The organism is Halobacillus amylolyticus, from assembly GCF_022921115.1.
Lineage (GTDB): Bacteria > Bacillota > Bacilli > Bacillales > Halobacillaceae > Halobacillus_A > Halobacillus_A amylolyticus.
In genome coordinates this window covers 1,077,898-1,098,802 of record NZ_CP095075.1, presented here as the reverse complement: position 1 = coordinate 1,098,802, position 20,905 = coordinate 1,077,898, and the positions used below count along the sequence as shown (strand labels likewise).

Sequence of the window (20,905 nt, the reverse complement as noted above, 5' to 3'; positions counted from 1 at the left end):
TGTAGTCTTTTTATGTAAAAATGTGTTCATACATGCTACAGGTTGCGCATATGGTAACCCTGTGGCTTTTTTTGTGGGGATCATTCTTTTTTATGGAATGGTTTTCTAATAGCTTTGTTTAAAGCCACAGGACCCCTGTGGCTATTTTTTATGTAAAAAAACTGCACAATTCTTTAAGGAGGTGATGAAATGAGCATACACTTTTTAATATTTAGGATTAGTATTACAAAGAGGCAAAAGAAGCGGAACTGCCCAAATTATCCGATCTATAAACCATCGGCCAAAGAAGAGTTTCTTGATCGCAAGGCACGCATGATTAATCATTTCTAAAAAATGGGGTGTATAAAATGGCAATTATGAGAAGAATTGTATTTATGGCTTGGTTGAATGTAGAGAAGGATACCGCATAGACGATTAGTGAGAAAGAGGAGGATTCCGATGAGAATTAATATGATTATTTTCACAATCAGCATCGAAAAGCTGTCTAATGAATGGCGTGATGCGACACGTAAGAAGTATTTGCACATTCATAAGAAAATTGAAGAAAACAAAAATAAACATATGTATATGTAATAAAAATCCCCGCTGATAGGAAAGCGGGGATTTCTGCTTTATGTCTATTAGGAGCTCATGTCACTGACGATGAGTAGACGCGCTCATGACTAGATTTTAGCTTTATCTATCAAATGTCTCTTGTTAAAAGAAGCTAGGGATATCACTTTCTGTGGTAGGGTAACCCCAGAGCATATTCCTTAAATCCGATTTAGTCATCTTTTTTTCAATCGCAGCAGTAAATAGATTTACAAGATGATCAGCATGACTAGAGAGGACATGTGCACCTATGAGCTCATCTGTAAACGGGTTCATTAGTAGTTTGACATAGGCGCCTTCATCATTCATTCGTTTATATGTGAAAAAGGAATGGACCGTTCTAGACTGCACTTCATAAGGGATTCGCTTCGCCTTAGCTTCCTGTTGCGTAATTCCTACAGATCCTAAGATAGGGTAAGTGAATACAAGAGATGGAATAGCTGAAGTGATAAGTGGTTGCTCCTTTTTATCTACTAAATGCTGCATCAACCGTTCTGCCTCTTCGCCAGCCACTGGGGTTAGCGGTTTTAATCCTGAATCGGCTGCATCACCTGCAGCATAAATGTGGGGCAGGGAGACGGATTGGAAGTTGTGGTTAACTTTTACTCCATGCTTTGTTGCTTCAATCCCTGCAGTCTCAAGATTTAACTTTTCTACATTTGCACTACGGCCGGCGCCGTGGATAATAAGGTCACCTTTTATTTCATGCTCATGGTCAAACTTTTTCACACGTAAGCTGTAGCCACCGCTGTTGAGCATCTCTATTTCTTTCACTTCTGTACTTGTATGAATATCGACACCAAGATCCTTTGTGTGTTCGATGAGTTTATTCGTTATTTCATTGTCAAAGGATTCAAGTACGTGTTTTCCTCGATGAAGAATGACGACTTCTTTTCCTAAACGGGCACATAGATGGGCAAATTCGAAGGAAATATAGCCGCCCCCAACGAATATCACTCGATCAGGAATGTCCTCTAATTCAAAGAAGTCATCACTCGTTATCATATGGTTAAACCCTTGGATTGGTAAAGGGGTTGGACGCGCACCTGTTGCAATCACAAACTTATCGGCAGTTATCTTTTCTCCGCCAATTTCGATGGTATGAGGATCTAAAAAGGAAGCTGTACCGTGGTAGGTTTGGATCCCTTTTTCTTTGAACGAATCTTCTACAGATTTAGCTACAGGTTCTGTAAATGAATCTTTAAATGACTTTAAGTCTTCCCAGTTTAGCTGGAAATCACCTGTTATCCCTTTTCCTTTTAAACGTTTAGCATCTTCAAAAGCTTCGGTCACACCAGTCAGCACTCTTTTTGGGTCACAGCCTCTCTGGGGACAGGTACCTCCGTATGGCCTTGAATCGACAATGGCTGTTGAAAGTCCTCTTCTCTTAGCTATGGAAGCAACCGTGCCTCCTGCAACTCCTGTTCCGATCACGATTACATCATATGTACTCATAAACTGATTTCCTCCTTTTTTCATCCTATAGATTTATACCCCTCTTACTATAATAAGAAACAAGATTTTAACCAAGACATAAATTTTGAAATTGCAGCTTAATTTCGTTATGTTCATTAAAACACTACTTTTTATAGAGGATGAATAAAATGAACTTACATAGAACTCCAATTCCAGTTGAAAAAGCGATACAGCATGTCATGCAGCATAAGCCCGCCGCAAGAGTCGAAGAAATTGGCTTGAATCAGAGCCATGGCCGAATTCTTGCTGATGATATTCAGGCAACACATGCGATTCCACCTTTTCCTAAATCTCCTTATGATGGGTTTGCTATCCTAGCTGCAGATACGGTGAGGGCCAGCAGAGAAGCGCCTGTCAGTTTTCTTGTTACAGAAAAAGTGGGGGCGGGGCAGCGAGCGTGCCGGCCGTTAAGAAGCGGGGAAGCTGTCCGAATTATGACAGGGGCAGAAATTCCTGAAGGTGCGACATGTGTTGCTATGTTCGAAATCTGTCAAACAGATGAGAGAGCTGGTAAAACTTATATGACCATTAAGCGGAAGATGGAGGATGGTCAAAATATCATAGCCAGAGGCTCTGAAACAGAAGAAGGAGAGGTTCTTGTTCGTTCTGGTGAAAGGATTAATCCTGGAATCCAAGCACTGCTTGCCACCTTTGGCTATGCAAACGTTCGTGTATATAGAAAGCCGCGTGTAGGTGTGTATGCAACAGGAACAGAATTGCTTGATGTAGATCAGCCGCTCGAACCGGGGAAAATCAGAAACTCAAATGCTTATATGGTACTGGCTCAAATTGAGAGAAGCGGAGGAGCCCCAGTTTATTTTGGGAAGCTTGCGGATGATTTTGATACATGCTATCAGGCCGTTAAACAGTCTTTATCAGATGTCGATATCCTAATTACAACAGGTGGGGTGTCAGTCGGTGATTATGATTTAATGCCTGACATTTACGAAAAACTAGGTGCTGAAGTTTTATTTAATAAAATTGCGATGAGGCCTGGGAGTGTGACAACCGTTGCTTCATTAGACAATCAGCTATTATTTGGCTTGTCAGGGAACCCTTCTGCCTGTTATGTTGGCTTTGAGCTTTATACGCATCCGTTTATTCAAAGTTATTTAGGCAATACAAATCCCTATCATAAAGTGATTGATGCTGAGCTTGGATCAGACTTCCCTAAACCGAACCCATTTACCCGTTTTGTTAGAGGGTTTATGGTTTACGAGGAAGGAAAGGTTTGTGTGTATCCAGCAGGAATGGATAAATCTGCTGTGGTAACATCTCTAGCTTATTCAAATGTACTTATTGTTCTAAGCGGAGGGACTAGAGGCTATAAGCAAGGCGATGGTGTTTATGCTATATTATTAGAGGATAATCAAGGCGCGCAGGAATTTCATCTATAGATTAACTTATCCAAGGGAGCGAGAAATTAGAATGGTCAACTATGTTTTAGACAAGTACGATCGCCCAATGAAAGATTTAAGAATTTCTGTAATAGATCAGTGTAATTTTAGGTGTACATATTGTATGCCTGCGGAGATTTTTGGTGATGATTTCCGGTTTATGCCTGCTAAGGAATTACTGAGTTTCGATGAAATTGTACGACTGGTGGAGATTTTTGCTAAATTTGGAACAGAAAAGGTTCGGTTAACTGGCGGTGAACCGTTAATGAGAAAGAATATGGATCAGTTAGTGTCTCGACTCAAGCAAATCGATGGGATAAATGATATAGCCATTACGACGAATGCTATATTTTTAGTTAAGCAAGCACAGAAATTGAAGGAGGCGGGGCTTGACCGTGTAAATGTTAGTTTAGACGCCATTGAAGATGAAGTGTTTAAACAAACGAACGGCCGCGGTATCAAGACCAGTCCGGTACTAAAAGGAATTGAAGCTGCTCGTAAAGCAGGGCTTGCGATTAAGATAAATATGGTTGTGAAAAAAGGGATGAATGAGAGTCAAATCCTGCCGATGGCGAGGTATTTCAAAGAGACGGGGGACACCTTAAGGTTCATTGAATTTATGGATGTCGGCAATCACAATGGCTGGAATCTGGATACAGTTGTTTCGAAAAAAGAGATCGTGGATGAAATTAATCAAGAAATGCCGCTTGAACCATTAGATGCTAATTATTTTGGCGAGGTGGCAACGAGATACAAGTATAAAGATAGTGATGCCGAAATTGGAATTATTTCTTCTGTATCAGACGCATTCTGCAGTAGTTGTACACGTGTAAGATTATCAGCAGATGGTAAACTATATACATGTTTATTTGCTAGTGAAGGCTATGATATTAGACAGATGTTAAGAAGCCATATGAGTGATCATGAAATTATCTTGTATCTAATTAAAATATGGACGAAACGTGATGATCAATATTCCGTAGAAAGGGCAGAAGGAAAACCTCAAAAGGAAAAGATTGAAATGTCTTATATTGGCGGTTAGGCGGTTCATTCAAAGCGGGTGCAGTTCTATCTTGCACTCGCTTTTCTATTGCCAAAAACTTTTGACTATATTCTAAATTGCATGTCCACTTTACTCAGTTGAGCTTCGTGCTCTATAATAATAAAGATAGAAAGCTAACCTGGAGGTGCCAGATTGTGAAAACGTTTAAGCTTGTGTCGCTTGATATCGTGGAGGAAAAAAATGAAGATCTAACCCAACGGAGAATCAAGTTATACGACGGGCTAATCATTAACCGTGAAGATGATAAGGGGCGCTGGGTCGTTGAAGCCTATGTCGATCGTGATTACGATGAATATTTTCAAACGATTCTTGAACATGAGGAAGAATTAATGATTCAAGTGAAGATAACTAAGAGCAGTAATCGTTTGGCGACCTTTCTCGTGAAGGTTATTGATACTAATATAATTGGAGATCATATGAATGTTATCTTTATGGGGAGCATTGTCGATCGTCAAAGAGAACAAATAGAAAAAGTGTTAAAGATTCTTATGGATGAAGGATTTCAAGGTGACGAATTACTCGAAGAATTCAAACGTCGTGGCGATAAACAGAGAGAATAACTCTCTCATTACATAAGATCAAAAGTTGTTGTTAAAAGGAGTACATGCTTTATGATGTGGGTGCGAAAACGTAGCCTGCGGTGGCTTAACAAGCTTTCACCATTTCAGTTGATAGCGTTGTTCTATCTATTTGCAGTGACGATTTCATCAATTTTAATAGCTCTGCCTGTCGCACATGAACCTGGTGTTAATCTTGCGTTTATTGATATTTTATTTACTGCAGTAAGTGCGGTGAGTGTAACCGGTCTCACAACAGTCTCTACGGTAGAGACATTTAATACGACTGGTATTTTTATTTTGGCTTTTGTGCTGCAATTTGGCGGCATAGGCGTTATGACCCTTGGGACAATGATTTGGCTTGTCTTAGGGAAAAAAATAGGAATGAAAGAAAGACGGCTCATCATGGCTGATCAAAACCAGACTTCCTTCCAGGGAATGGTCCGAATGGTTAAACAGATCGTCATTGTTGTGTTAATTATTGAATTAATAGGTTTTCTAATATTAGGAACGTATTATTTACAATATTATGAGCCTGCAGAAGCTTATTTACACGGGTTTTTCAGTTCGATTAGCGCTACAACAAATGGTGGTTTTGATATTACAGGACAGTCATTAATTCCCTTTAAAAATGATTATTTTGTTCAATTTATCCATATGGTGTTAATCATTGCAGGAGCTATTGGATTCCCTGTTCTTATTGAAGTGAAGCAGTATCTTTTTAAGCCGACCACTAAAAGGGTACAATTTTCTTTATTTGCTAAGCTTACATCCTTCACGTTTTTTGCATTAGTTGTGTTTGGTGCCTTAATGATTGCTATCTTAGAATTCAATCATTTTTTTGCCGACAAAGATTGGCATGAGATTTTATTTTTTTCCCTTTTTCAATCCGTTACCACAAGGAGCGGTGGCTTGGCGACTATGGACATCAACGAATTTGCAGAGCATACCCAACTATTCATGTCTGCATTAATGTTTATCGGGGCTTCCCCAAGTAGTGTCGGGGGAGGAATTCGAACAACGACCTTCGCTTTAGTTATTATCTTTGTACTAACCTTTGCAAGGGGTGAGAGTACCATTAAGATTTTTAAAAGAGAGGTCCATAACGAGGATTTAAACCGTGCAGTTGCCGTTACAATTATGGCGGTTCTAACCTGCTTTGTTGCTGTTCTTGTGTTAACGATTAGTGAACCTTACTCTTTAAAGGCAATCATTTTTGAAGTGTGTTCGGCATTCGGAACAACGGGGTTATCGCTTGGGATTACGGCAGGGCTGTCTCCGTTTGGTAAAGTCGTCCTCATGCTGTTGATGTTTATAGGGCGTATTGGGATACTAACCTTTTTGTTCACCTTGAAAAAAGATAGAAAGGCAAGTAATTATCACTATCCAAAAGAGAGAATTATTATTGGATAGCGGATTACTTTCCATATGGTGATGGTAAGAAAAATGTACACAGCTCATAGCTGTGTACATAATCAACAATAAATTGCCGCACCTACAATGATTAATAGGATAAAGAGGACTACGATAAGGGTGAAGTTATTGCCTTGACCTCTGCCGCCACAGCCACCACATCTACATTGATAAAGGTTGCTTCCGTACATAAGTACACCTCCAGTTAAATACAATGTCAGCCTATGCGGAAAAAATGTGGTTGTATGGTCATTCACCCATTTTTAGTTAAGTTTCGTTTATGAATGAATGTTTAGATACTGTCATGATTTTGGATTGTTGGTTATTAAGCTTCTGAACATTACTAAATGAATTTTCTTCTTCCAGCTCATTACACCAATGATTGACATGATCATTTTTCATTTCATTAATTAGGAGCGGTACAGCCAGATTATTTGGACTTGAAAGACGCTGGTTTGCATTCATATGATCGCCTCCTCTTATTCATTATGCCCTTAGTACTTCTGTTCTATTTACTGTTTGTGATAAGCTCGTCTGGAACTTTTTGTGGCTGTCCGAGCTACTTATGATGTAATAAATAGATAAAAATTTGAAAACATTTCCCGGGGAATGAAGCAGGCTAAGTGAAGCAAAATAGTGTACAATAGAGTAAAATTAGCTGGATTTTGTTGAAATCACGAAGCTAAGGTTGCTTTTAATGGATTAATGGTAACCTAAAGATAGAAAAAGGGAAGCGAGGGTGTTGATTTTTTGATAAAATATAATGAATGAGGGGGTGAGTGTATGGGAGAGATCATTATGTTTCTCGTCTGTCTTGTTATATTATTTGCACTAATGGGTTTTTGTATTTTTGATCGAGGATAAAACCAATCACATAAGTCTTTTTCGAGCATACACAGGAAGTAAAGAGCAAGCATCTGGATAAAAGGATGCTTGCTCTTTTTTATAAGGAAATCACCAAGAGAGCAGAGATATACATACATGTTTTGATTCATCAGCTTGTCTATCTAAGGTCTTTGTTATACAAAAATCATCCGGCCATTCCATACATAAAAAATACCAAATACACATAGACACCTCCCATGGGGTCACCTTCGATTATAAGAGTGAAGGGAGGTGATCACCATGGCGGTAACAGCGGATAAGGTAAACACTCAGCTACAACTTGTATTTGAAAACGGGACAGACGAGAAGGGTAATGTTAAATTCCGTACAAAGTCTTTCAATAACGTCAAGATGGAGGCAACATCAGAGCAGTTGTATAAAGTGGCAACTGCATTAGCTCCTCTGCAACAACGTTTGCTATCAACAATTGAACGCAACGATTCATCCATTTTAGTTGATCTATAAAGAGTAAAGGGGAGGAACAAGGATGAAAAAGCTTGAACTCAAATTTCTTAATGAAGAGGGAAGTACTGTAACGATTTCGCTTGATGAACCAGTTGAACCAACTGACCAGATAGCTATTCATGCTGCAATGGATGCGATAATCGCTGAAAGCTGCTTTTACTCAAGCGGTGGCAATTTAGTAGAGAAAAAGCAGGCACGAATTGTAGAGCGTAACGTATTCGATATTGAATTATAGAAGCTTCTGACACACGAAAGCCACTATGAAGATTGCTTCATAGTGGCTTTTCTATCATTGTCGCCAGGGTGGTTACAAGCGGCTTTTTTCCTAAGAGGAGGTGTGAAAAACGTGGACACATGGCTTCCGTTCTTGACAGATGTCGGGTTCCCAATAGCGGTAACTTTTTATTTATTGCACCGTATAGAAGGGAAACTTGATGATCTGATTGAAACGATCCACCATCTTCCTGATAAAGTGAAAGGATAACAAGAAGCGCCCACTATCAATCCTGTCAAGCTAAGAACGTCTAAATATCCCTTTTAGCTTTACTTTGAAAGTGGGCGTCTTCCATTATTAAGTTAAACTGATTTCATCAAATGGGTAAATAATAAGTTCTGTTCTGCCGATAATTTCTTCTTCCTTAATAAATCCCAGTCCATTACGGCTGTCTTTACTGATTGAACGATTATCACCCATTACGAAATAAGTGTCGTCGGGAACTTTAACAGGGCCGAAATCTCTTGTCGCCATAATGGCTTCTTGACTTAAAAAATTCTGTTCTTTTTTTTGACCGTCAATATATAACTGGTGGTTTCGAACTTCTATTGTATCATTTGGTTTTCCAATGACCCTTTTTACATAATTCTTCATAGGCCGTTCAATGATTACAACATCTCCATAGGCGGGCTCATCAACGTAATAAATAATCTTATTAAACATCACTCGTTCACCGCTCTCAAGTGTAGGATCCATGCTGGAACCTTCAACGATGGAAGTGGCGAAAAAGAAAGTACGTAAAATAAAGGCAAGAACAATAGCGATGGCTATCGCTTTAATCCATTCTAACCATTCTTTTTTAGCTTGTTCAGACAATCTGAATCTTCCTCTCTTAAACATGCTCTAGACAACTTTTATTTTATCATAAGGGTATAAAAATGAAACAATGATGAGATTTGTAATCTAATTTTAATATGATACATACTAAAACCTGAAAAATTTGTGAATATTTTGATTTTATTCTTTTTCTTCTTTGGGGGTGTGTTAGAGTATGGTAAAATATAGTTTATATTCGCATACGATAGGAGGTACGATGATGAAAATAGATCAGCAAGATCAACTCACATTAAGAATAGAAGAGTTACGTAATCGTATGACAGAGACAGCTATAAAAGAAGGATTTTCAAGTGCTAAATCGGTGCGAATGAGTCAAGAACTAGATCATTTACTGAATCAAATACAACAAAAAAAGGATGCATAAAAAAGAGCGAAGATCCCTTCGCTCTTTTCTTATACTAAGAATTGTTCTAAGCGTGCAAGTCCTTTCTGCAGCGTCTCCATACTGTAAGCATAAGAGAGCCTCATATATCCATTTCCATATTGGGAAAAAGCATCTCCTGGAACTAGGGCAACTCCCGCTTCTTCAACAAGCTGTACCGCTTTTTCAAAAGATGACATGTCCCCTAGCGGGAATTTAGGAAAGACATAAAACGCGCCATCAGGTATTTGATAGCTTAACCCCATTTTATCAAGGCGTTCCATTACATAAGATCTTCTTTGATCATATTCTTTTTTCATATAAACGGAGTCGGTTTTGCCATTGTCTATGGCTTCTAAGGCTGCGTACTGACTAATGGATGTCGCACAGGAGACATTATATTGATGTACTTTGAGTATATGTGCAGCTAACCACGCAGGAGCTAACAAGTAGCCGATTCTAAAGCCAGTCATAGAGTGTGATTTGGATACACCATTTATAACAATAACCTGATCACGTATAGTGGGAAAGACAGCAATAGATGTGTGTTCCTTACCATAAGTAAGCTCACTATAAATTTCATCCGCTATCATAAATAGGTTATGTTTTTTGATTACGGCCGCAATTTCTTTTAACTCTTCTTTTGATAAAGATACGCCTGTAGGGTTTGATGGGTAAGGCAAAATGATACATTTCGTCTTTGGTGTGATTGCTTGCTCAAGTAATTCAGCAGTAAGTTTAAACCCGTGCTGTCTTGTGTCTACGTGTTTAGCTGAAGCCCCTGCTAATTTGATGAGAGGCTCATAACCAGGATAGACTGGGCCAGGTAAAAGAACTTCATCCCCCTTTTCTAAAATGGTCCGAAGGGTAATATCGATCGCCTGTGAGGCACCAACGGTAACAATAATTTCATCCTCGGCATGATAAGATAGGTTGTACCGCTGAGCAACGTGCCGGCTGATCGCTTCTCGCAGCTGAAGCAGTCCAGCATTGTGGGTATAATTCGTATGATTGTCATGAAGTGCTTGAATCGCAGCATCCTTCACGTGATCTGGGGTTAGCATGTCTGGCTGGCCGATTGTTAAGGAAACCACGTCATCATAGTGGCTGACCATATTAAAGAATTGTCGAATACCGGATATTTGAATAGTTGATAGGTTTTTATTAATTAAATGTTCCATGTAGTCACCCTCCGATTAAATGTTAACAAAATGTTCAAACAATTTAGATTTATCCCTTTTCATATTTGTTATAATGAATATGTACCATGTAAATGTGAGAAAGGAGTTTGAGTCATGAGGCCAAATCGAATCTCTTTTGAAGAGCTAGTGAACCAAAATAAGGAACAGCTCTTGAATGATCAGCAAGCTTTGGAAAAAATCGACAAACAAATCGATGAGAAAAGAGCAAAAACGGTAGATAAAACTAAAATTGTAAATTGATCATATCATAGAGTAAAAGCAGCCGCATAGCGTGGCTGCTTTACTTTTTTACGTAAGGAAAACTCTGCCACTTGTTTTATAAGTAAAAAAGCTTTTGGGACATAAATCAGAAACTCCTCATTATCTGCAAAATAATCAGCATACAAGGCTGTCATTGCTGTAAATAAGATACGATTGTTCCACCTTAGGCAGGATGATTCGGTTTACTTCAAAGAGACGGAAAAGAGCGTTATAATTCTACTATAAAAAAGGAGGTAGACGTTTGTGGATCAAACTGGTTTAGTTTTAGAAGGAGGAGGAATGCGCGGAGCTTATACAGCAGGGGTCTTGGATTTCTTCCTAGATGAAGATATTCATTTTCCTTATGTTGTAGGAGCATCGGCAGGAGCCTGTAACGGCAGTTCTTATGTGGCCGGTCAGCGTGGAAGAAATTATGAAGTAATGGTCGAATACGGGGATCATCCCGAATACATATCCTTCAAGCGTATGTTTACAAACCGTCAGCTGTTTGGAATGGACTTTATTTTTGATAAACTGCCGAATCAACTAGTCCCTTTCGATTATGATTCATTTTTAGCAAGAACGACAGAATTTGTAGTAGGCACAACAAATATGCGAACGGGTGAGCCGCAATTCTTTGATCATTTTCCTGATCGGATAAGCTTGCTTAAGGTGATGAGAGCCTCAAGTTCATTACCATTAATTGCTCCTAGTATATCGTATTTAGGGGAAGAGCTAATGGATGGCGGTATAGCTGATCCGATTCCACTACAGCCTTCTGTTGAAGCAGGTAATCGTAAACATGTGGTTGTGTTGACGCGTAATGACGGTCATATAAAAAAGAAGCTAAAACTGAACTGGTATTTTAATCGTAAATACAAAAACTTTCCGAAGTTTGCACAAGCCTTAAGAAATCGTCATCAAAAATACAATAACACAATGTCACAAATTAAAAAGATGGAAGAGGATCAACAAGTCTTTATTTTACGCCCTTTACGCCCTTTACAAGTTAGCCGAATTGAGAAAAATAGGGACCGCTTGCATCAGTTATATATGCAAGGCTATCAAGAAGCAGAGCAGCAAAGTGATGAATTAGCAAAATTCGTTCAAAGTTAACGGAGGAAGATATGAATCGTAGTGATGTTATAAAAAACTCGATTGTAAAGGAATTAAGTGCAAATAGAGATACGACTCAGAATGAAGCTATGGAGAAATATATGAAAAACCAATTTCCTTTCTATGGAATCAAAACGCCTGAGCGTTCGAAGCTTGTGAAGAAGTGGTTGAAATCATTTACTCCTATGACATTTTCAGAGCGGGTAGAGACGGCGTACTTACTTTTTCAAGAGGAGGAAAGAGAGTGCCATTATGCCGCATTAGCTTTGTTAGATATAGATTCCAAGCAGCCACCTGAGGAAGCTATTGATGTATATAAAGAGTTCCTAACGAGTAAGCCGTGGTGGGATACCGTTGATTCGATCTCTGCAAACTTATGTGGCAGCTATTTACTCCGTTATAGCGATAAATTATCGGAGATTACCGTCAACTGGTCAAACTCCGAACATATGTGGGTGCGAAGAGCTAGTTTGCTCAATCAGTTGAAGTTTAAAGAGAAGACGAATGAGCAGCTGTTATTTCAGACGATTAATAAATTGAAGCATGAAAAAGAGTTTTTTATAGAGAAATCCATTGGCTGGATCTTGCGAGAATATAGTAAAACGGCGCCACAAACTGTGATATCATTCATAGAATCTACGGAATTAAGACCTCTCAGCCAAAGAGAAGGATTAAAATGGATGAAGAATAAAGGGATGTATCCTGTCTGAAAGGTATAGAATGGAAAACCATCGATCATAATGGGGATAAACACCTGAAAGTGAGGGATCCTCTATGAATCAATGGTTTAATGTTTCATTTCTTGATCGGGTGATTCAGTGGCTGGATCAAGATATCCTGCAAATATTTGGTTTAAACGGTTTACACATTCAATTTCTGCTCGTCTTTCTGCTTATAGCCAGTATTATGTTTGTCATGAAACCTATAATGGAATGGCTGCTCGTCAAGCAATGGTTCACCCTGCTTGGTTACGGTATTAGTTCTATATTGGCCATTTCTTTTCTACAAATGGTAGATCGCTATGCTATGGGGACAGAATCTACTTTTTTACCTTCCTACTATTGGTCGATCAGTTTACTTGCGATAAGCAGTTACGGTGCCGTCCGTGTTTTAACCGGCATAGGCAGAATGATCATGACACGAGTGAAGATTCGCTCGAAGAAACGGGCGGCCTAGCCTATAATGCGACAAAACTCCTCAAACTTATGTACGATCATCCTGTAAATTATGGTATGGTTTAAGTAAAAGAATGATTATAGAGAGGGTTGAAGCATTATATGCAAAAGGATAAAGGGATTTTACTGGAAAGCGGTACAAATGAGCTCGAGATTGTTGAATTTAGTGTTGCTGAAAATCGTTTTGGGATTAATGTTATTAAGGTAAAGGAGATTTTGAACCCTGTACCTGTAACAAAAATTCCTCACTCACATCCGGCAGTTGAGGGGATTGTAGATATTCGGGGAGAGGTTGTTCCTGTCGTTGATGTGGCACATGCACTAGGATTTGAAGCTTCTGCTAACCCTAAACAGGACAAATTTATTTTAACAGAGTTTAATCAGACCAAAATTGTATTCCACGTACATACAGTAACGCAAATCCACCGTATTTCCTGGGAATCCATTGAAAAACCAGGGAAAATGTATCAAGGACTGGAAACTGAAATCACAGGTGTCATTAAAAAAGATGATGAGATGCTACTCTTGCTTGATTTTGAAAAAATAGTCTCAGATATTAGCCCAGAATCAAGTTTGAACAAAAGTGAGATCCATACCCTTGGTGAACGGGAACGTTCGAATAAGAAGATCCTGGTGGTAGAAGATTCGGGTCTATTGCGTGGCTTGCTACAAGAAACATTGGAAGAAGCGGGCTATATTCATACCGTGCTATTTGAAGATGGCAAAGATGCTCATGATCACCTTCGATCCATAGCAGCTGAGGGAAGGGAAGTTGCAGAAGAGTACCAGTTGGTGATTACAGATGTTGAGATGCCTAGAATGGACGGTCACCATTTAACGAAGACAATCAAGGAGGATAAGGAACTCAATATCTTACCTGTGATTATTTTTTCTTCATTAATAACCGAAGACCTTAGACACAAAGGTGAAAAAGTTGGTGCCGACGCTCAAATTTCAAAACCGGAAATTGTTGAACTTATTCAAGTTATTGACCAGCATATTCTCTGAAAAAGCCGCTCCTTATGAGCGGCTTTTTTCATTTTCGACTTTTTTAAATAAAACATCATGCCAATCATAGGCTTGTTTCGTAACCGTTAAAGGGTCTGAACCGGTCGGGTGTGAGTCGCGGATAATATTTTTTTCATGTTCTGTTAAATGTTCAAAAGAAGATCTTAATTCAGTTGAATACTCTACATACTTATTCAACTGATACAAGAAGTCGTCCAGTGGATTCATTGTCATTCTATCACCCTCCTGCTAAAGGCTATTCCTTTTTTTCGAAGAGTCAAAACATGAAAAACAAAGAAGCCGAACATTTTATTTGGCTTCTTTGCTTACTTATCGCTTTGGACGTTGGTTCCAAGGAGTGATATGTTGTTGTCCCAGCATGGACGTGTGGGAGCGGTATGAAAGCGAGTGGGGGGCGGGGGACTTACGCTGGTCCCATCCTAAATATTTGTAAAGTGTCCGTTTGGCTTTGGCCAGGGATAGTTTCGGTTTGGGGTTTCGATAAGAGTGATCAACCTTCCCTAAGTGTTTCAGTTGGTTAAAATCTTTTTTTTCAGCAGGGATATGAAAATAGTAACCGCCAACTTCAATGAGAAGGGTAGAATGTTGTTTGCTAAGTTTCGGATGATCAGAAAAATGCAGACCGATTTTTTTAGCTTTACGTTCCTGAAGTAATTTGGTGATAGTAGATTTTTTAATTTCATATAAGTGCTTGGGCTCTGGAGCTGTTTTCGCATGTCGGTTAACGATAAACAGTGATTCGGCGAGTTCTCGACTCGATGTCTGATTTTCTCTCATACGGGTTCTCCTTTCCAAGTAGTCATTCTATCGTATGATAATTAGCAAAAATTTGCAAAAGCAAGCCGCTCATAACTACATTAATTTTTTTAAATCTGAAATGATTTGATCCATCTCTGCTGCCTTAATTCCACTATACCGCTTGATGACGTCGCCTTCAGGGGTAACTAAATAAAAGCTTGTTCCATGTGCGACTTGGTTTGAGTCTTCCATTTTGGAAAGAGGGGATTGAAATGATTTGATTGACAACTCTTTAACTTCTTGGAAGGTGTAACCCGTTAGAAAACTCCACTGCTCATAATCAGGTTGATAGGCATCAGCAAATTCTTTTAGCTTCTCTTTCGTATCTTGTTTAGGATCAACAGAAAAGGAGACTAGTTCAACATCCATATTTTCTTCCTTTAACTGCTGTTGGAGACGAGACATATTCCCTGTCATTGGCGGACAAACGGTTTCACAACTGGTGAAAATAAAGTCAGCGATCCAATACTCCCCTTTTAAGTCTTCAGGCAAGTTCACTTTTTCACCGCTTTGGGTTGTTGCTGTAAATTCTTTTACTTCGCGCGACATATTTTCTTCAATAGGAGAGCCGCATGCTGTAAGCAACAATAAGATAAGTAGATTGACCAATGTGAAATATTTCATGCTTCATCCTCCAAACAAGGTAGTTCTTCTATTCTAACATGTGCTTCCATTTCTGACGGCACAAGATCATCATGTCACAAAAATGTTAATCCTTTGTATTGAGATGAAAAACAGAGTATTCTGGGCGGCACATAAACCGATAAGGGAGACGAGTTGTACCAATTCCCTTACTTACATAGAGAGTCAACTGCTCACTAATCGTATGTTTTCCTTCGATATATGTTTCAGCATAGGGTGGAGTGACAATTGCCCCAATAAAGGGCAATTGGATTTGACCACCATGACTGTGCCCTGAAAGCTGTACATGTATTCCGTGGTTTTTCATCTGATCTGCCACATCTGGTTCGTGAACGAGCAGGATTGTAAAGGGTTCTCCTTTAATCTGTTTAGCCGTTGCTGTGATATCTGGTGACCCAAGCATGACATCATCTAACCCCGCTAAAGCAAAGTTGTCTTGTCCATTATCTATCAGCGCAACACTGTTTTGCAGTAGTTTAAATCCTCCAGCCTCCATTACAGCTTTCACCGTTTCTGTCCCATACCCGCCGTGGTCATGATTACCGTAAATCCAATACTTCCCAAGGGGCGCCTTCAGCTTTTTAAGCAATTGAGGAATGCTTTGGTCGAATCGATACGTATGAGGTGCGTCGACGAGATCTCCAGTGAAAACGATCAGATCAGGCTCTTCCTGGTTAATTGTCTGTATTAATTGTGTGAACTGTTCAAGATTATAGTTAAAACCTATATGGGTATCAGAAAATTGGACAACCTTACTGCCGTCAAATGAGTGCGGTATTTTGTCATTAGAAAGGGTATATTCCTGCCTTTGCAGCATGTGGGGCTCAATATAACGGGCGTAATAATAACCACCGCCACTGATTCCTACTAGGCCAAGGCCGCTTAGTAGAAATTTTTTTATAAAACCACGTCGCGTTAATATCATGACACGGATCCTTTCTTCTTGAATACTTTCGTCATTATACCACTTTTACCCTAGAACCTTCATGAATAATTGGATGTGAAAAAAAGAAAAGTGAACAGGAATTCAATTTGGTTGTATGGAATGTTTAAGTATGAGGATAGGAGGATGAAGTCATAATTGTCACAGGTGGTTCAAGTGGTATGGGGCTGCACATGGCCAAGAGGTTTATTGAAGAAGGAGCAAGTGCAGCGATCACCGGCAGGAATATTGAGCGCAGGTAAGAGAGCAGATCGCTAGTGATAAAGAGGAGAACGTACTTTTAATAGAAATGGATGTTCGTGAAAGATCGTGATAAGTGACTCCTGGACACCCTTGTTATAAGTCTTCCATTTCCGCAATCATTGGTGTGCATTTTCACGTGTACATCCTTAACGTTTAGCTAAACGTTCTTAGCTGTTATACGCACGACTTATAGTAGTGACGGCTTATAACATGTACGTCCCCTACTAGTTACGGTTTCGTTCCTATCAATGATGGTGAGTCGTTCCACTGACCCCTGTCACCGTTCTTAACCTTTATTCCAGATAACGACTTTTAATTCGATAACCACATTCCCATTATTCCTGCACTTAGTATTCCAGTATATAGTGAGTTTACTTAAATCAGTATTATAGTTTGTTTCGATTATAGATGGGGCAAACACAAGTGCCCAGGACGGTACCCCATTGTCGTGTCTATCAGGTTTCCTTAGATAATATAGAAAAACACGGTGAAGAAATGAAGGATCGATCCGCTGAGAACAAGTAAATGCCAAACCATATGGTGATAAGTAAAGCCTCTCCAAACATAAAATATCGCACCTACAGAATACAAAATTCCACCGAAAACTAAAAAGAGGATGCCTGCCGTTTGCATTTCCATTGTTAAGGGTTCCCAGGCAAGAACGATCAACCACCCCATGAGAACGTAAAAAACAGTGGATAACACAACAAATCGCTTTACGAAGAAGATTTTAAAAATAATCCCCAAAATCGCGGTTCCCCAGACAATTCCGAACAACGTCCATCCAAGGGTACCTCGTAATGGGACTAGCAGAAGAGGCGTATAAGTTCCTGCTATAAATAAGTAAATAGCTGAGTGGTCAAAGATTTCGAAAAGATCTTTAAATTTACCCGGTGGGAAACTATGGACAAGTGTTGAGGAGACATATAAAGTTAGCATCGTAACCCCATAAATGGTCACCGAAACAATCTCCCACGCATTCCCACCTAAGCTTGCAAATACAATTAATAAAACGAGCATAGCAACACTTAGTATCGCACCAATCCCATGAGTAACAGCATTAGCAATTTCTTCACGTTTTGAAAAAGTGTGTGTGTCCATAAATTTATTCAGTCCTATCTATGGTCATTTCTCTTAGTATAAGTCTTTCAATCCATTTTATAAAGGAAATCATGTTATCGGGTTATGCTTAGATCAATTAGGTGTATTATAGGCTGAAACGAGTCATCATCTATGGTTGGTGAATGTCGAAAATTGCGATTCGTTTGCGGTGTGAATCTATGTTAAACTAACATTAAATGCGTGTCAGCGTTTCTTTTTTGCTCCTTCAATTGTATGTTAGAGAGGAGTGTTGATGATGGTAAGTGTACAAAGTAAAAAACTTGAAATCCCGCTGGTTGAAGAACTAATGATCCCAGCAGAAAAAGTAGCCCATGTACAAATTGGAAATCCTTTAGACCACGCTTTACTGGTATTAGTCAAAAGCGGTTACTCTGCCGTACCCGTCGTAGACCCAATGTATAAATTTCAGGGGGTTATTAGCAAAACAATCATTCTTGAAGAGACTCTTGGGATGGAACAATTTGAATTGAATCGATTAAATGATATGTCAGTAGGTGAAGTTGTCGACACGGATGTTCCTTGCCTGAAGCAAACCCATACAATGATTGATGCGTTACACAAACTCATCGATCATCCATTTGTTTGCGTGACTAACGACGACGATGAATTTGATGGGATTGTAACGAGAAGAACTATTTTAAAACAGTTTAGCAAACACTATCATGAAACATTGAAGCGAGTATAAACGAAACGACAGAAATATAGTGAATGAAAGGTGGCGCCTCTTGAAGGCGTCTTCTCTTTGCAAAAAGGGTGATAGCTTATCGAGTCGGTTCAGAAACTTTATAAAAGGCAAAAACGTGGGCTTGTATTAGCATCAATTATGCTTGCCATGTTTCTGGCGGCTATCGAAGCAACGATCGTTTCCACCGCAATGCCCAGCATTGTAGCTGATTTAGGTGGATTTAGTCTTTATAGCTGGGTGTTCTCCGCTTATTTATTAACCAACGCCGCTACGGTTCTGTTGTTTGGCAGGCTGGCTGATATTGTTGGTCGAAAGCCAATCTTTTTAATTGGCATCAGTTTATTTCTAGTCGGGTCCACCATGGCTGCTTTGTCGCAAACGATGTTATTTTTAATTGCAGCACGATTAATTCAGGGAATTGGTGCTGGGGCACTGATGCCGATTGCAACGACCATTGTTGGGGATATTTATACTAAAGAAGAACGTGCTAAAATTCAAGGCTATTTGTCGAGTGTTTGGGGGATCTCAGCTGTATCAGGTCCGCTATTAGGTGGTTTTTTTGTTGATGTATTAAGTTGGCCTTATGTATTCTGGATGAATATTCCTCTGGGACTACTCGCGATTATAGGAATTGTTCTATTTTTTAAAGAAGAGAGTTCTAATGAAAAACAAGCGGTTGATTTAAAAGGGTCTCTGTTAGTCACGATTGCTGTAAGTTTATTTATGTTTATTTTAGTTGAAGGCGGTGTCGGTGTATCCTGGATATCGTGGGAAATGGGCATACTGATCAGCTTAACTATGTTCAGTTTTGTCACCTTTTTGATGCATGAACGGGGCGCTGCCTCCCCGATGATGCCTTTTAAAATATGGCGGATACGTTCGATTAAATATGCGAACTTAACTTCTTTAACTTCAGGTATGATCTTAATGGGGGTATCGAGTTATTTACCGACCTTTGTTCAAGGGGTGATGGAAAGGTCAGCAACAGTTGCTGGTTTTACTTTAACGACGATGTCGATAGGCTGGCCGATCGCTTCCACACTAGCGGGAAGACTCATATTGACAATCGGATTTAGAACGACTTCCATTCTCGGTGGCTTATCATTAATTATGGGTGGCGGGATTTTCTCACTGTTATCACCCGAACGCGGTCCTGTCTTTGCTGCAACAGGATCGTTATTCATCGGTATTGGCATGGGGCTTTCAACCACATCGTTTATTGTATCGATTCAAAATGCTGTGAACTGGGAGATGCGTGGAATAGCCACAGCTACCAATATGTTTATGAGGACACTAGGAAGCGCAGTGGGAGCTGCCCTCTTAGGCGGGTTGCTGAACAATAGAATACAAACAGCCCTTTCTGAATCTAATTTAGATCATAAGTTTTCCGTTGATTCGACCAATTTACTATTGAATGAAGAAGGAAGAGAACAGTTGGGGGAGCAGGCTCTTCATGTGCTAAAGGATGGACTGACATCAGGTCTGCAGCTTGTTTATACCGGATTGCTGATACTTGCAATCATAAGCTTTTTCCTTATTTTACGGTTACCTAAAGGAAAACAAACGTAAAATTCTTGTCACGGGTAAAGTGCTTTGATAAAGTAAAGAGTGAGATATGCAACTACGTTTTAAGGAGGATACATATGAAACAAATGGATGCAAATGAGATTATCTCATTTATTTCAAATAGTGAAAAATCTACACCTGTTAAAGTATATGTAAAAGGTAAGGACCTTTCCAGCATTGACTTTGGTCAGGATGTAAAGGATTTTATTATGGGAGAGTTGGGCGTTCTTTTCGGTGAATGGAAGGTAATTGAACCTCTCCTTGAAAAGTACAACTCACAAATTGAAGATTATGTGCTTGAAAGTGATCGCCGAAATTCAGCGATTCCGTTGCTCGACACGAAAAAGGTTAACGCCCGCATTGAGCCCGGTGCAGTTATCCGCGACCAGGTAGAAATCGGTGATGGCGCTATTATTATGATTGGTGCATCCATCAACATTGGTTCTGTTGTTGGGGAAGGCACGATGATCGATATGAACGTTGTACTAGGTGGACGAGCTACAGTAGGAAAGGATTGCCACATCGGTGCTGGGGCTGTACTGGCTGGTGTGATTGAACCGCCTTCTGCAAAGCCTGTAGTTATTGAGGACGAAGTAGTCATTGGGGCAAATGCAGTTGTGCTTGAAGGGGTAACAGTCGGAAAAGGTTCTGTTGTTGCTGCAGGTGCAATCGTGACAGAAGACGTGCCACCGAATACGGTTGTGGCAGGAACTCCAGCTAAAGTTATTAAGAAAATCGATGATCAAACAAAATCTAAGACAGAGATTAAGAAAGAACTCAGAAAACTAGATAATTAATTTTTCTTAAGACCTTGCTTATCGAGCA

At 39.6% G+C, this 20,905-nt stretch carries 28 protein-coding genes and 1 pseudogene; 19 read left to right on the top strand and 10 right to left on the bottom strand.

What is annotated here, in order from left to right; all coding sequences use genetic code 11:
• The first annotated feature begins 189 nt into the window (after window positions 1–189).
• Together MUO15_RS05830 and MUO15_RS21605 are read left to right on the top strand one after the other, a co-directional pair.
• Window positions 190–330, top strand: a complete 141-nt coding sequence (locus tag MUO15_RS05830) for a YrzI family small protein (protein ID WP_245034283.1) — start codon at window positions 190–192, stop codon at window positions 328–330.
• A gap of 108 nt (window positions 331–438) precedes the next feature.
• Window positions 439–573: a hypothetical protein gene (locus tag MUO15_RS21605; protein ID WP_256464167.1), complete on the top strand. Its 135-nt coding sequence runs from the start codon at window positions 439–441 to the stop codon at window positions 571–573.
• A gap of 123 nt (window positions 574–696) precedes the next feature.
• Here MUO15_RS21605 and MUO15_RS05825 read toward each other — a convergent pair whose 3' ends face one another.
• Window positions 697–2,046 carry a dihydrolipoyl dehydrogenase family protein gene (locus MUO15_RS05825; RefSeq protein WP_245034281.1) on the bottom strand — a complete coding sequence of 450 codons (1,350 nt, stop codon included), beginning with the start codon at window positions 2,044–2,046 and terminating at the stop codon, window positions 697–699.
• Between the two features lie 149 nt (window positions 2,047–2,195).
• Here MUO15_RS05825 and MUO15_RS05820 point away from each other — a divergent pair, with 149 nt between their 5' ends.
• From MUO15_RS05820 to MUO15_RS05805, 4 genes are all read left to right on the top strand, one after another.
• On the top strand, window positions 2,196–3,464 hold the full coding sequence (locus MUO15_RS05820; RefSeq protein ID WP_245034279.1) for a molybdopterin molybdotransferase MoeA: 1,269 nt from the start codon (window positions 2,196–2,198) through the stop codon (window positions 3,462–3,464).
• A gap of 31 nt (window positions 3,465–3,495) precedes the next feature.
• A complete protein-coding gene (gene moaA / locus MUO15_RS05815; RefSeq protein ID WP_245034277.1) occupies window positions 3,496–4,506 on the top strand; it encodes a GTP 3',8-cyclase MoaA in 1,011 nt (336 codons plus the stop codon).
• 155 nt (window positions 4,507–4,661) lie between these two features.
• On the top strand, window positions 4,662–5,087 hold the full coding sequence (locus tag MUO15_RS05810; RefSeq protein ID WP_245034275.1) for a YwpF-like family protein: 426 nt from the start codon (window positions 4,662–4,664) through the stop codon (window positions 5,085–5,087).
• A 54-nt stretch (window positions 5,088–5,141) separates the two neighbouring features.
• Window positions 5,142–6,497, top strand: a complete 1,356-nt coding sequence (locus MUO15_RS05805) for a TrkH family potassium uptake protein (RefSeq protein WP_245035870.1) — start codon at window positions 5,142–5,144, stop codon at window positions 6,495–6,497.
• Window positions 6,498–6,559: 62 nt separating this feature from the next.
• Here the strand turns inward: MUO15_RS05805 and MUO15_RS05800 are convergent, their stop codons facing one another.
• Window positions 6,560–6,688: a YjcZ family sporulation protein gene (locus MUO15_RS05800; protein ID WP_245034273.1), complete on the bottom strand. Its 129-nt coding sequence runs from the start codon at window positions 6,686–6,688 to the stop codon at window positions 6,560–6,562.
• 76 nt (window positions 6,689–6,764) lie between these two features.
• Window positions 6,765–6,962: a hypothetical protein gene (locus tag MUO15_RS05795; RefSeq protein WP_245034271.1), complete on the bottom strand. Its 198-nt coding sequence runs from the start codon at window positions 6,960–6,962 to the stop codon at window positions 6,765–6,767.
• 660 nt (window positions 6,963–7,622) lie between these two features.
• Here MUO15_RS05795 and MUO15_RS05790 point away from each other — a divergent pair.
• The 3 genes from MUO15_RS05790 (at window position 7,623) to MUO15_RS05780 (ending at window position 8,331) form a co-directional block, all read left to right on the top strand.
• Entirely contained in the window at window positions 7,623–7,847 is a 225-nt protein-coding gene (locus MUO15_RS05790) for a DUF1659 domain-containing protein (RefSeq protein ID WP_245034269.1), read from the top strand.
• Between the two features lie 22 nt (window positions 7,848–7,869).
• On the top strand, window positions 7,870–8,082 hold the full coding sequence (locus MUO15_RS05785; RefSeq protein ID WP_245034267.1) for a DUF2922 domain-containing protein: 213 nt from the start codon (window positions 7,870–7,872) through the stop codon (window positions 8,080–8,082).
• A 111-nt stretch (window positions 8,083–8,193) separates the two neighbouring features.
• Window positions 8,194–8,331, top strand: coding sequence for a YvrJ family protein (locus tag MUO15_RS05780; RefSeq protein ID WP_245034265.1), 138 nt, complete (start codon window positions 8,194–8,196; stop codon window positions 8,329–8,331).
• 87 nt (window positions 8,332–8,418) lie between these two features.
• Here the strand turns inward: MUO15_RS05780 and lepB are convergent, their stop codons facing one another.
• Complete coding sequence (gene lepB, locus MUO15_RS05775) at window positions 8,419–8,937, bottom strand: signal peptidase I (RefSeq protein ID WP_245034263.1); 519 nt, start codon at window positions 8,935–8,937, stop codon at window positions 8,419–8,421.
• A 220-nt stretch (window positions 8,938–9,157) separates the two neighbouring features.
• Between lepB and MUO15_RS05770 the strand changes: the two genes are divergently transcribed.
• Window positions 9,158–9,322: an aspartyl-phosphate phosphatase Spo0E family protein gene (locus MUO15_RS05770; RefSeq protein ID WP_245034261.1), complete on the top strand. Its 165-nt coding sequence runs from the start codon at window positions 9,158–9,160 to the stop codon at window positions 9,320–9,322.
• Between the two features lie 29 nt (window positions 9,323–9,351).
• Here the strand turns inward: MUO15_RS05770 and MUO15_RS05765 are convergent, their stop codons facing one another.
• Window positions 9,352–10,500, bottom strand: coding sequence for an aminotransferase A (locus MUO15_RS05765; RefSeq protein ID WP_245034259.1), 1,149 nt, complete (start codon window positions 10,498–10,500; stop codon window positions 9,352–9,354).
• A 114-nt stretch (window positions 10,501–10,614) separates the two neighbouring features.
• Between MUO15_RS05765 and MUO15_RS05760 the strand changes: the two genes are divergently transcribed.
• The 5 genes from MUO15_RS05760 (at window position 10,615) to MUO15_RS05740 (ending at window position 14,060) form a co-directional block, all read left to right on the top strand.
• Window positions 10,615–10,761: an FbpB family small basic protein gene (locus tag MUO15_RS05760; RefSeq protein WP_245034257.1), complete on the top strand. Its 147-nt coding sequence runs from the start codon at window positions 10,615–10,617 to the stop codon at window positions 10,759–10,761.
• 264 nt (window positions 10,762–11,025) lie between these two features.
• Window positions 11,026–11,877: a patatin-like phospholipase family protein gene (locus tag MUO15_RS05755; RefSeq protein ID WP_245034255.1), complete on the top strand. Its 852-nt coding sequence runs from the start codon at window positions 11,026–11,028 to the stop codon at window positions 11,875–11,877.
• Window positions 11,878–11,888: 11 nt separating this feature from the next.
• Window positions 11,889–12,587 carry a DNA alkylation repair protein gene (locus tag MUO15_RS05750; RefSeq protein WP_245034253.1) on the top strand — a complete coding sequence of 233 codons (699 nt, stop codon included), beginning with the start codon at window positions 11,889–11,891 and terminating at the stop codon, window positions 12,585–12,587.
• Window positions 12,588–12,651: 64 nt separating this feature from the next.
• Window positions 12,652–13,053 (top strand): hypothetical protein, encoded by a 402-nt coding sequence (locus tag MUO15_RS05745; protein ID WP_245034251.1) that lies wholly within the window; start codon window positions 12,652–12,654, stop codon window positions 13,051–13,053.
• Between the two features lie 101 nt (window positions 13,054–13,154).
• Window positions 13,155–14,060, top strand: a complete 906-nt coding sequence (locus MUO15_RS05740) for a chemotaxis protein (protein WP_245034249.1) — start codon at window positions 13,155–13,157, stop codon at window positions 14,058–14,060.
• A gap of 12 nt (window positions 14,061–14,072) precedes the next feature.
• On the opposite strand, the gene MUO15_RS05735 is transcribed toward MUO15_RS05740, so the two are convergent.
• From MUO15_RS05735 to MUO15_RS05720, 4 genes are all read right to left on the bottom strand, one after another.
• A complete protein-coding gene (locus MUO15_RS05735; RefSeq protein WP_245034247.1) occupies window positions 14,073–14,294 on the bottom strand; it encodes a hypothetical protein in 222 nt (73 codons plus the stop codon).
• A gap of 96 nt (window positions 14,295–14,390) precedes the next feature.
• A complete protein-coding gene (locus MUO15_RS05730; RefSeq protein ID WP_245034245.1) occupies window positions 14,391–14,858 on the bottom strand; it encodes a YkyB family protein in 468 nt (155 codons plus the stop codon).
• A gap of 75 nt (window positions 14,859–14,933) precedes the next feature.
• The gene (locus MUO15_RS05725; RefSeq protein ID WP_245034243.1) at window positions 14,934–15,503 is read right to left on the bottom strand and encodes an SCO family protein; all 570 of its coding nucleotides are present in this window, start codon (window positions 15,501–15,503) and stop codon (window positions 14,934–14,936) included.
• 85 nt (window positions 15,504–15,588) lie between these two features.
• A complete protein-coding gene (locus MUO15_RS05720) occupies window positions 15,589–16,446 on the bottom strand; it encodes a metallophosphoesterase (protein ID WP_245034241.1) in 858 nt (285 codons plus the stop codon).
• 179 nt (window positions 16,447–16,625) lie between these two features.
• On the opposite strand from MUO15_RS05720, the pseudogene MUO15_RS22100 reads away from it, so the two are divergent.
• Window positions 16,626–16,700, top strand: a pseudogene (locus MUO15_RS22100) (2,4-dienoyl-CoA reductase); the annotation flags it as partial.
• Between the two features lie 472 nt (window positions 16,701–17,172).
• On the opposite strand, the gene trhA reads toward MUO15_RS22100, so the two are convergent.
• The gene (trhA, locus tag MUO15_RS05715; protein ID WP_245034239.1) at window positions 17,173–17,808 is read right to left on the bottom strand and encodes a PAQR family membrane homeostasis protein TrhA; all 636 of its coding nucleotides are present in this window, start codon (window positions 17,806–17,808) and stop codon (window positions 17,173–17,175) included.
• Window positions 17,809–18,064: 256 nt separating this feature from the next.
• On the opposite strand from trhA, the gene cbpB reads away from it, so the two are divergent.
• The 3 genes from cbpB to dapD all read left to right on the top strand — a co-directional run bounded on the left by cbpB (window position 18,065) and on the right by dapD (window position 20,877).
• On the top strand, window positions 18,065–18,514 hold the full coding sequence (cbpB, locus tag MUO15_RS05710) for a cyclic-di-AMP-binding protein CbpB (protein ID WP_245035868.1): 450 nt from the start codon (window positions 18,065–18,067) through the stop codon (window positions 18,512–18,514).
• A gap of 138 nt (window positions 18,515–18,652) precedes the next feature.
• Window positions 18,653–20,083 (top strand): MDR family MFS transporter, encoded by a 1,431-nt coding sequence (locus MUO15_RS05705; RefSeq protein WP_245034237.1) that lies wholly within the window; start codon window positions 18,653–18,655, stop codon window positions 20,081–20,083.
• A gap of 74 nt (window positions 20,084–20,157) precedes the next feature.
• Window positions 20,158–20,877, top strand: a complete 720-nt coding sequence (gene dapD / locus MUO15_RS05700; RefSeq protein WP_245034235.1) for a 2,3,4,5-tetrahydropyridine-2,6-dicarboxylate N-acetyltransferase — start codon at window positions 20,158–20,160, stop codon at window positions 20,875–20,877.
• The last annotated feature ends 28 nt before the right edge of the window (window positions 20,878–20,905 follow it).

Coding starts and splice junctions, on each gene's coding strand:
- MUO15_RS05830 (WP_245034283.1), top strand. CDS start 190: ATGAGCATACACTTTTTAATATTTAGGATTAGTATTACAAAGAGGCAA.
- MUO15_RS21605 (WP_256464167.1), top strand. CDS start 439: ATGAGAATTAATATGATTATTTTCACAATCAGCATCGAAAAGCTGTCT.
- MUO15_RS05825 (WP_245034281.1), bottom strand. CDS start 2,046: ATGAGTACATATGATGTAATCGTGATCGGAACAGGAGTTGCAGGAGGC.
- MUO15_RS05820 (WP_245034279.1), top strand. CDS start 2,196: ATGAACTTACATAGAACTCCAATTCCAGTTGAAAAAGCGATACAGCAT.
- moaA (WP_245034277.1), top strand. CDS start 3,496: ATGGTCAACTATGTTTTAGACAAGTACGATCGCCCAATGAAAGATTTA.
- MUO15_RS05805 (WP_245035870.1), top strand. CDS start 5,142: ATGTGGGTGCGAAAACGTAGCCTGCGGTGGCTTAACAAGCTTTCACCA.
- MUO15_RS05800 (WP_245034273.1), bottom strand. CDS start 6,688: ATGTACGGAAGCAACCTTTATCAATGTAGATGTGGTGGCTGTGGCGGC.
- MUO15_RS05795 (WP_245034271.1), bottom strand. CDS start 6,962: ATGAATGCAAACCAGCGTCTTTCAAGTCCAAATAATCTGGCTGTACCG.
- MUO15_RS05790 (WP_245034269.1), top strand. CDS start 7,623: ATGGCGGTAACAGCGGATAAGGTAAACACTCAGCTACAACTTGTATTT.
- MUO15_RS05785 (WP_245034267.1), top strand. CDS start 7,870: ATGAAAAAGCTTGAACTCAAATTTCTTAATGAAGAGGGAAGTACTGTA.
- MUO15_RS05770 (WP_245034261.1), top strand. CDS start 9,158: ATGAAAATAGATCAGCAAGATCAACTCACATTAAGAATAGAAGAGTTA.
- MUO15_RS05765 (WP_245034259.1), bottom strand. CDS start 10,500: ATGGAACATTTAATTAATAAAAACCTATCAACTATTCAAATATCCGGT.
- MUO15_RS05760 (WP_245034257.1), top strand. CDS start 10,615: ATGAGGCCAAATCGAATCTCTTTTGAAGAGCTAGTGAACCAAAATAAG.
- MUO15_RS05750 (WP_245034253.1), top strand. CDS start 11,889: ATGAATCGTAGTGATGTTATAAAAAACTCGATTGTAAAGGAATTAAGT.
- MUO15_RS05745 (WP_245034251.1), top strand. CDS start 12,652: ATGAATCAATGGTTTAATGTTTCATTTCTTGATCGGGTGATTCAGTGG.
- MUO15_RS05740 (WP_245034249.1), top strand. CDS start 13,155: ATGCAAAAGGATAAAGGGATTTTACTGGAAAGCGGTACAAATGAGCTC.
- MUO15_RS05735 (WP_245034247.1), bottom strand. CDS start 14,294: ATGACAATGAATCCACTGGACGACTTCTTGTATCAGTTGAATAAGTAT.
- MUO15_RS05730 (WP_245034245.1), bottom strand. CDS start 14,858: ATGAGAGAAAATCAGACATCGAGTCGAGAACTCGCCGAATCACTGTTT.
- MUO15_RS05725 (WP_245034243.1), bottom strand. CDS start 15,503: ATGAAATATTTCACATTGGTCAATCTACTTATCTTATTGTTGCTTACA.
- MUO15_RS05720 (WP_245034241.1), bottom strand. CDS start 16,446: ATGATATTAACGCGACGTGGTTTTATAAAAAAATTTCTACTAAGCGGC.
- trhA (WP_245034239.1), bottom strand. CDS start 17,808: ATGGACACACACACTTTTTCAAAACGTGAAGAAATTGCTAATGCTGTT.
- cbpB (WP_245035868.1), top strand. CDS start 18,065: ATGGTAAGTGTACAAAGTAAAAAACTTGAAATCCCGCTGGTTGAAGAA.
- MUO15_RS05705 (WP_245034237.1), top strand. CDS start 18,653: ATGCTTGCCATGTTTCTGGCGGCTATCGAAGCAACGATCGTTTCCACC.
- dapD (WP_245034235.1), top strand. CDS start 20,158: ATGAAACAAATGGATGCAAATGAGATTATCTCATTTATTTCAAATAGT.